6 protein-coding genes and 2 pseudogenes are annotated in these 8916 nt (G+C 61.8%); 1 reads left to right on the top strand and 7 read right to left on the bottom strand.

All coding sequences use genetic code 11. The annotated features are described in order from the left end of the window. The first annotated feature begins 8 nt into the window (after window positions 1-8). A pseudogene (locus AC0L3P_RS38590) lies at window positions 9-1350 on the top strand (IS5 family transposase). Between the two features lie 287 nt (window positions 1351-1637). Here the strand turns inward: AC0L3P_RS38590 and AC0L3P_RS38585 are convergent. The 7 genes and pseudogenes from AC0L3P_RS38585 to AC0L3P_RS38555 all read right to left on the bottom strand — a co-directional run bounded on the left by AC0L3P_RS38585 (window position 1638) and on the right by AC0L3P_RS38555 (window position 8101). Then, entirely contained in the window at window positions 1638-3638 is a 2001-nt protein-coding gene (locus AC0L3P_RS38585; RefSeq protein ID WP_473309256.1) for a prolyl oligopeptidase family serine peptidase, read from the bottom strand. A 59-nt stretch (window positions 3639-3697) separates the two neighbouring features. Continuing rightward, a pseudogene (locus AC0L3P_RS38580) lies at window positions 3698-3940 on the bottom strand (hypothetical protein); the annotation flags it as partial. A gap of 98 nt (window positions 3941-4038) precedes the next feature. Further along, the gene (locus tag AC0L3P_RS38575) at window positions 4039-4803 is read right to left on the bottom strand and encodes an SAM-dependent methyltransferase (RefSeq protein WP_473309255.1); all 765 of its coding nucleotides are present in this window, start codon (window positions 4801-4803) and stop codon (window positions 4039-4041) included. 63 nt (window positions 4804-4866) lie between these two features. After that, complete coding sequence (locus AC0L3P_RS38570) at window positions 4867-5109, bottom strand: hypothetical protein (RefSeq protein WP_473309254.1); 243 nt, start codon at window positions 5107-5109, stop codon at window positions 4867-4869. 37 nt (window positions 5110-5146) lie between these two features. Further along, a complete protein-coding gene (locus AC0L3P_RS38565; protein WP_473309253.1) occupies window positions 5147-5995 on the bottom strand; it encodes a TauD/TfdA family dioxygenase in 849 nt (282 codons plus the stop codon). A gap of 107 nt (window positions 5996-6102) precedes the next feature. Then, a complete protein-coding gene (locus AC0L3P_RS38560) occupies window positions 6103-6993 on the bottom strand; it encodes an SAM-dependent methyltransferase (protein WP_473309252.1) in 891 nt (296 codons plus the stop codon). 727 nt (window positions 6994-7720) lie between these two features. Then, window positions 7721-8101 (bottom strand): site-specific integrase, encoded by a 381-nt coding sequence (locus AC0L3P_RS38555; RefSeq protein WP_473309251.1) that lies wholly within the window; start codon window positions 8099-8101, stop codon window positions 7721-7723. Between the last annotated feature and the right edge of the window lie 815 nt (window positions 8102-8916).

Here is an 8916-nt window from a genome sequence, read left to right as displayed (position 1 = left end):
AGGGAACGATGCGGCCGAAGAAGCACAAGACGACGGGATCGAACGATCTGTTCCGGGCGCGGCTGGACCAGATCATCGACATGAAGCATCCGCTGGCGAAGCTGGCGCGAACGGTGGACTGGGGCTTCCTGGAAGGAGGCTTCGGCGAGGTCTACACGGACGATCCCGGCCATCCGCCGCTGCCGACACGACTGATGGCGGGGCTGGCGATCCTCAAGCACACCTATGACCTGTCCGATGAGGTACTGTGCGAGCGCTGGGTCGAGAACCCCTATTACCAGTACTTCTGCGGCAAGGAGTTCTTCCAGCACCGGCTGGTGTTCGATCGCTCGTCGCTGGCGCTGGCGCAACCGGATGGGCGAGAAGCGGTTGCAGGCGCGGCTCCAGGAAAGCCTGTCGGTCGCCACCAGGACCAAGGCGATCAAGCCGTCCGAGCTGTCACGGGTGATCGTCGATACCACCGTGCAGCCCAAGAACGTGATGTTCCCCACCGATGCCAGGCTGCTGAACCGGGCACGCGAGAAACTGGTACGGCTGGCGAAGCAACACGGGGTGGCTCTGCGCCAGTCCTATACACGGGTCGGCAAGTTCGCCCTGATCCAGCACCAGCGTTATGCCCACGCCAAGCAGTTCAATCGCGCCAACCGGATGCTGAAGAAGCTGCGCACCTTGCTCGGCCGCGTCATTCGCGACATCACCCGCAAGATCGATGGCGACGGCGGGCTCGAAGCAGCGTTCGCCCAGTTGCTGATGCTGGCGTGGCGCATACGCGAGCAACAGCAGCGCCAGCGCGGCCCCAAGGTCTATTCCCTGCATGCCCCGGAAGTCGAATGCATCGGCAAGGGCAAGGCCCACCGGCCCTACGAGTTCGGCGTCAAGGTCAGCGTTGCCACCACCATCGGCCGCGCCAAGGGCGGCCAGTTCGTCACCCACGTGAAGTCGATGCCGGGCAACCCCTACGACGGACACACCCTGGCAACCGTGATCCCGGAAATGGAGGCGCTGGTCGGCAATACCCTTGATCGCATCCTCGCCGACAAAGGATATCGCGGCCACAATGCACAGCCAGATCACAAGTTCAGGGTCTTCATATCCGGCCAGAAACGCGGCGTCACTCCCGACATCAAACGCCAGTTGCGCCGCCGGGCAGCCGTCGAACCCGTGATCGGCCATCTCAAAGCCGAGCATCGCATGGGCAGAAACTATCTCTGGTACCGCCAGGGCGATGCTGCCAACGCTGTCCTCGCCGCCGTCGGCTACAACTTCCGCCGACTGATCCGATGGATCCGGCTTTTATTGTGCCAGATTCTCGTCGCCCTCATGCCAACCCGTCAGTCCGCTCCAGCCTGAAAGCCGCGTTCTTCACGGAAGAGTACATAAATTGAATTGGCTTCGCACCGCTGCGCGCGGCCGCTTCGCGGCCGTGCTCGCGATGCTTAACAAAAACCATTGTGGTTTCTTCTCGTTGGTTTATATCCGCCTTTTAGGCGTACCCGAAGATATCTCAATCAAAGATTGTCACGTGAGGTCGTAATGCCACGAAGACCCAAGAGCAAGCCCGGACCATTGAGAGCTGGCAGGCGCTCATGAATGATCTGATTGCAGCGGCCAACGATGTGCTGAACAAGAGCCTCACTTCAGCCGATTAGCCCACGCTCAACGCCGACCAAGAAGGCATAGGCTGTTGCCGTGTCGTGGAACTGTTTGTACCGGCCGGAGCGACCCATGTGGCCCGTCTCCAACTCGGTCTTGAGAAACTGCAGGCCGCTTCCGGTTGACATGGCCCGCATTCGCGCGATCCATTTCGCCGGCTCCCAGACTGGTACCTGCGTATCACGCAGACGCGCGAGTGCGAGGAGATGGGGATAAGGCTGCGGGCGCAGGTTCTCATAGGGCGCGTAGGAGCGGATGCAGCGGCGCTCCAGGGGATCGTTCGGGTCGCCCCACTCGTCATAGTCGGTTGTCGTCAGCGGAAGCGTGGGGTCGGAAAGCGAGTTGAGCAAGTCGACAAAGGGCGCGACTGTTACGACGGCCCGGAACAAGTTCGGCCGAGCGTTCAAAGCGGCGCCAACGAGAACGCCGCCGGCACTCTCGCCCATGGCGTAGAGGTTCGACGCGGCTCCGACCTTGCGGGCGTATTCAGCGCAGGCGACGAAATCGGCGACGCTCGTGGGCTTGTTCTTGCGACGGCCAGCGTCATGCCAGGCGCGGCCGAGATCACCGCCACCGCGCACGTGCGCGATCGCAACGCGGAAGCCGCGATCGATGAGACTGAAGCGCGGCAGCCACAGATAGGGGTCGATGCTGAAACCGTAGGCGCCATAGCCATAGATGAGCGTCGGGCATGGCCGTCCCCGATCGCTCTTGTGAGATAGGATGGTCAGCGGTACGTGCGCGCCGTCTGGACGTTCGACCCGATGCTCCTCGGCGGCATACTCGTTTGGGTCGAAATTGCCGCCTGCTCGCTCTATTTTGAGCACCTGGGTAGCCCCGGAGTCGAGATCGACCTCGGAGATGCAGGGAAAATCGGTATAGGTCCCCCATTCGTACCGGATGGCGCGGGCGTTGAGTTCGATATTGTCCTTCAAGGTGATCGAGGCGGCCGCGCCCGACAGGCCGAAAACCCGTTCGGCCCCGCCCTCGATCAGAACGATTCGCCCTCGTATGGCGCCGCTGATACGCTCCGCAACGGCAATGGTGCCGCGCACCACCTCGAAATCCTCGAGATAGGCGCCGGGCTCCGGCGCCCAGAGCGGGATCCAGGAATGGGCTCCCGGCCCCTCGATCGAAGCGCGCATCAGGCGGAAATCTGGCGCCTCTTCATTTGTGCGGATGACGAAGCCGGTGCCGTCGAATTGGACGTCATATTCGCACTTCGGGCGGCGCGCCGCGACGAGGCGCGCCGACCCGAGGACGTCATCCGCCGGCACGAACCGGACCTCGTCCTCCTCGCCCGAGCTACTGCGGATGAAGATGAAATCGTCACCCTTTGCGGGGTCTACGGAGCAGGAGAAGGCCTCGTCCGTCTCGTCGTAGACGGTGTCGGCGCTCTGCGGGTCAGCACCAAGCCTATAGCGCTTCACCCGCCGCCAGCGCAAGGTCTTGCGGTCGAGCTCAGTATAGAACAGAACCTCCCCATCCTTCGAGAAGGCCATATTCCCGGACGCGCCGTCGATCGTTTGCGGCAGGACCTTCCCAGTGGCGAGTTCCTTAAAACGAATCGTGTAGAGTCGCTCGCCGGTGACGTCGACGGCGAAGGCAAGAAGGTGCGAGCGCCGATCAACGCAGACTTGAATGTCGCACGAAGGATACGACTCCGCGAGAGCGGCGTAATCGAGGATTGTCTCGCGGCTCTCCGGGATGCCGAGGCGGGCGCGCTCGAAGCGAGGATATTCCGCGCCCTCGGGATAAACGAAACGGTACTCGTACTCTGCGTATTTGTACGGCACGGTCTCGTCCGCACGCGGGGAACGAGCCACGATTTCCTCAAAGATCTCTTGCTCAAGACCGCGCGCCGGCGCCATCGCAGCCGCGAAGCGGGCATTCTCATCGTCTAGGAAGGCGAGGAAACGCGGGTCAGAGACGTCCCGCATCCAGGCGTAATCGTCTGTGTCCTCGCGCCTACTTCGCTGAACCATAACCGGCGGCCAGTCTAGATGCGCACGGGCCAACGAGCGTAGCTCGCCTGCGAATATAGTCAAGGCTCAGGAGTTATCGCCGCCGCACAAGTGTCCAAAAAAACGATTTCGCGCAGCAAAGGCCAAGAACCCTTCGGCAAGAGAAGCTGGCCGCGCATCGACCGCCGCTTCTGCTCATGTTCGATCATCTGCTGGACGAAGCTGTTACCGTCTTCAATCAGCCGCGCCAGCCAGAAGCCGTTCTCGAGACAGCTGCGGACGAGAATGCGGGCCTGCAGCGTGCGCCCCTTCTGCAGCAGAACTCTGACGCTTTGGTGTTGGAGAGCGTTCGCGCCAGAAGTAGCACGGAGACGATTTTTGGATCAGCTCCAGTCAGGTTCTCGGGCGGAATCACGCCCGCTCACGCGATGCCGAAGCGCTTGAGATAGCCCAGGTTGACGACGCCCTCGTGGAGCGGCGGGACGTAGAGTGTGGCGAGGCCTAGATCGTACTCGGGCAGGCGATGTAGTCGCGTCTCGATGATGGTCGGCGCGGATATCGAGAACAGCGCGGACTGATAGGCGATAACCACATGGTCGGTGCCGTAATGCTTCTCCAGAGCCTCGGCGAGGATGCGCACGTTCTTCTCCGGCTGGCGGTTACGCGAAAAGATCGAGAGGCCGATGCAGCCGACCTGCCAGAGAACCAGCATGCTGGTGACGTCCGGCTGGTAGCTCCGTAGGAGGAAGTCCGTCGCCTCGAAGGACTGGCAACCGTACTCGGCCGGATCTATGAGAAGATCCGCGACCAAGCAATCTTGGGCCGAGACGCCCGGCAGCATGCGCGCCTGGTAGCCTTCAGCCCGTGCCGCGCGAATGCAGCGATGCGCAACATGGACAAAAATGCCTGGATGGCCCTCGAAGGAGACGCAGACCTTCAATCCCGAGCGCACGTGCGAAAGGATCACCTCCGCCATTGCGTCGTAAGTCAGCATCCGGTCCTTGCCCTCCTCGTAGAGCGCGTCGAGGCATTCGGCGGACTTGGCGTTGCCCACGATCCAATCGATCGTTAGCGGCTCGCCGGCGCCGTAAAACACCTTGTCTGCGGTCCTGATCGCGGATGCCGCGGCCGCAGTCATTTCGGCGAGGGATTTGATTCCGGTTCCGACCACAGTCAGCGAACCCATGGTTTTGCCGCTCCCTCGACGAGAAGGGCGCGCGACGAGGCGTGCGGTCGTCGCGCGTCCAGATCAGACACCAAAACGAATGCGGATGTTGCGGATGCGGATCACGCGGAAAGCTGCCGTCGCAGCATCCTGGGCCCCAAGATGGCCCATGATCCGCTCCTCGTCCCCGCTCTTGACGACCTCCTTCTCCTCAGGGGTGAGGCCGGCAGCGTCCATAGCCTGCTCGGGATCGTTCTCGAATTCAGTAAGCTTACGGGGATCGTCGTTGAGTCCGCGCAGGAAATCGTAGAGCTTTGAATCGGCCATGTTATTCTCCATGTTAGCAACCACAGGTTAAATCGGGTTAATTCAACCAGAGACGAAGATGGTGGCGTGGGGCACGTGGCGCTTGCCTATTGCGGTACGCGCCCCGGCCATGCAGGACGACGCGGTTGTCTATTAGGAGCACGTCACCCGGCGAGAGGGTCAGCTCGGCGACGAGCTCCGGATCTGCGAGCGCTGTGTCCAACGTCCTAACCGCCTCACGTTGCCGCGCATCAAGGCGGCAAAGAGCAATCTGGTGATGCAGATAGCGAAGGCGAGTCCCGTCGGCATCGGAGTCGAGGATCGCGATAGCGTCGAGCGCTTCGTCATCGGCGTCGATCTGGCGCGTCGCATCGAAGGGGACGGGACGCCGAAGTTCCTCAACGAGAGCGGGCGCAATCGCGGCGACTCGCGCGAGCAGCGTCGCCGCGCTGGCAAGCCGCACCGCGCCGCCCACCTCCGCGGCCCGGAAGCAGAGGAAAGCCAGACGGCGGGGTGGGTCGCGGCCGAAGGCGTGGTCGGTATGGCACGGCAAGTTACTCCAGCGTCGCCCGAGGGCAACTGGGTCGTTGCTCGGCGCGTCATCGGGGGTGTCCGGGTCGACCAAGTCGCAAAGATATGATCCTGACGCGTCCTGGGGGCGCAGGCGCCCGAACCGCTTCGCCAGTAGCATGTGGAGGAGGCGCGCCTCGCGGAATGAGAGAGTCTCGATGGGTACGCGGCTGAGCAGCGCGAAACCCGGCCCCTGCGCCAGAGCCTGTTCGACGCGTGCGAAGAAGGCTGCGTGCACTCCCTCCACGTCAAGCACAAGATCGGCGCCAGCGATTGCCGCCCAGCCGGAGGCGGAGGCGTCCGCGTAAAGGGCCGGATCGAGGAGGGCAGCGGGCATCTCAAACTGCCAGACCTCCGGGCGGGCGATGATGAAAGCGTCCCAGAGAGCGCCTGGGACGAAATCAACCCTCTGCTCCGCGCGAACAGGCGTCCCCGCCCCGCCAGTCACGCCCGCCACTCCGGCTCAATGATGTCGCCGACAACGATCTGGAAGCGCGGATCAATGCGCCAAGGCGGCATCTGCGTGTCTCTTTCGAGTTCCTCCTCGGGTATGCCGAGGCGGCGGGCCATCTCGAAGTCCACGGGCGGCTCTGAGGCCGGCGGGATCAACAGCGTCCCGGCAGTTCTGTGCCGCCGCAGTGTCTCGTGCAGCATGCCAAGCATCACCGGCCGAACCTTTGGGCGTCCTATCGGCAGAACGGGTGCGTGGTAGAGATAGCCAATATGGCTGGCGTCGTAATAGCGCAGTAGACTCTCAACGAGGAGCGGCACATGCGCGCCGTTGTAGCCGTCGCTCTGGTAGCTGGCGTCACCGACGCAATCGACCTGCCACAGGATTACGACGCAGCTCGGATCGATCTTGTGGCCGAAGACCAGCCATTCGCTCGCCTCGAAGGTTAGGCAGCCGTGCTCCGCCGGGTCAATGCCGAGATCCGCGTATAGGCAGGCCTCCGCGGAGATGCCAGGCTGCATGAAGGCGCGATACCCCTCCCGCCGGGCGCGCTTGACGGCCTCGTGCGAGGGGGAGACGAAGACGCCCGGATGGCCGTAGAACGCAGCGGCGACGGTCTTGCCTTGACGGACCGGCCCGAGCATGGCTTCGACCATTTCCTCGTAGCTGATGCGGCGATCCTTACCATCGGCGTAGAAGCGCGAGAGATCCTCGGCGTCCGGGCGCAGCTCAAGCAGCCAGTCGCGCGTTAGTGGCTCGGAGACGCAGAACATGATCACGTCGGCACTCTTGAGGCGCGTGATCGCCTCTTTGGTCAATTGCCGGCCTGCCTGGATGCCTGTGCCAACGATCGCCAGGACGCCACGTGAGGGTGGTTTAGACATGATTGGAGCCCCCGGTGTAGACGGCTGCCCGCCCGTGTACGACGGCAGAAAACTATAACTCTGAGGCGTGACCCTTTTTTCCAGTGTACTCTAGCCCCGAAGACTCATCGAAGGATGAGCCTTCTGCAAGCAGCGGAAAGCACGGTTTGAGATTGCAAAGTGATCTTGTTCCGCTAGATGTCGCGAGTTGCATTCGCTTGAGCAGTCTACGCACGGCAGGATAGTTAGCAACCTGCCAACCCAGGTAGGCGCTTTGGCATTCCTTCTAAACAATGTCTCCGCCCTAAGCCTAGCAGCGCGCACTTCTCACCGTCCGCGATCCAGCTCTCGTGTTCCTGTTGCATCGCCGTATTAGACGACGAAGCTCACACCCGATGCAAGAACGCCGCATATCGCCGTTTTCAGACACGGTATCCGGGGATCTTATCAAGCTCGCGTCGGGCCACCCGTGGCCATGTGTCGCCGTAGCGGTCAGCTACCTTCCTGTCCGCATGGCCCTGGATGACGTTGCGCACGTCTTCCGGCATCGCGATCGATCTTGCGATGGAGCTAGAGCGATGCCTCCAACCGTGATTGGGCGGAACTCGCGGGTGGTCGATGCCGAGTGACCGGACCCATTCAGCGAGTTCGTTCTGCAACCATTCTATAATGCGGATTTGACTCCTTACGGCCACGACTACGGCGGAGATCATAGAAAAGCGTTCGCGCTCCCCTCGCCTGCGCGTATCTAAAACAATCCTTGCCTGAGAAGATCTTGGTGAAGCGGGGTCTCGCGAGATCTCCGTGTCTTGTTCGTCTCGGCTCTGATGCGCATCATAGGAATGCCATCGCGCTCGAAGAAATTACGACCGGTTAGCGGCGTGATCTCGTTGACCCGGGCTCCGGTGTAAGCACAGATCCAGGGGATCCAACGTCGCGCCGGGGACATCTCGATGGTGATTTTGCCGGAAGGCTTTCGCAGCGTCGCCTTGAGGATCTTGGCCGCTTCTTCGGCGGTAAAGCCTTTTTCGCGCGTCTGCAAGCGCTTGCGCACTCGCACCTTTACGCCGGCGGCGAGATTAGCCTCAAGCTCCCCTTGATCGAGACCAAATTGCAACGTCGCCTTCACGGCCGCAACGTAGACGTCGCGGACTGTGATGTTGCGATCCCCTCGCAAATTAGCGCGTCCTTCCAGGCGACCATGTTCGCACGAGAGATCGCGCGCGCATCGTCATGCCCCAGATAGGAGACAAGCCGGCCCATCACCGGCGTCCATCGCTTCACTGAGCTGGGCGCGAGCTCGGCTTAGCATAGTTCGGCAGCACTGCGAGGAGAACGCGGCGTTGCATGGCAAGGACGCCCCGAATGCTTGATATTAAAACCCGATCTGTTGAGGGGCTTCTGGCTTTGACATCGACCAGGGGGTGGGCCCGGTATTAGCAGAGCGGATTGCATCGAACCTCGCCGGAGGGAGACGTTCGATAGCCCGATCACTGAAGTGATCTCGGTATCCGAGAGTGTCGAGGCTTACCTGGAGTCGAGGTGGAAGCTTTTCCCCGCAAGTCAGCAGTTTAAGATCTATCGTCGTCGCCCCGATTGAGGTTCGGATTTTGCCATGGAGCGGCCACGAGGGCTCGACGCGCAATTGCGAAAACGTCCACGAAGATAGCGGTCAGAAGGATGTCGCGGAAGAAGGGGGGCCGATCCGCGCGCCGGGCATTTCGCGAGTGCCGCGCGCGGAGGCTCAACGAAGATCAATTGCCCTTGAGTGTATCACCGCAATGATCCAACGCACGGATCCAGATGCTGTCAAACCAGACCGCCTGATTTCCGCGTTTTCGGAATCCGAAACCCGGCGCTTAATCGACTCTAGCATTACAGTTGCTTTTGTTGCGGGCTTCTGAATCCATGGGCAACCATGATTCGAATGTCGTGGGCGCGGGC

The sequence above is a fragment of the Bradyrhizobium sp. WSM4874 genome, from assembly GCF_055811835.1.
The sequence above is the reverse complement of the archived record's forward strand: the minus strand, read 5'-3'. Positions and strand labels throughout refer to the sequence as shown.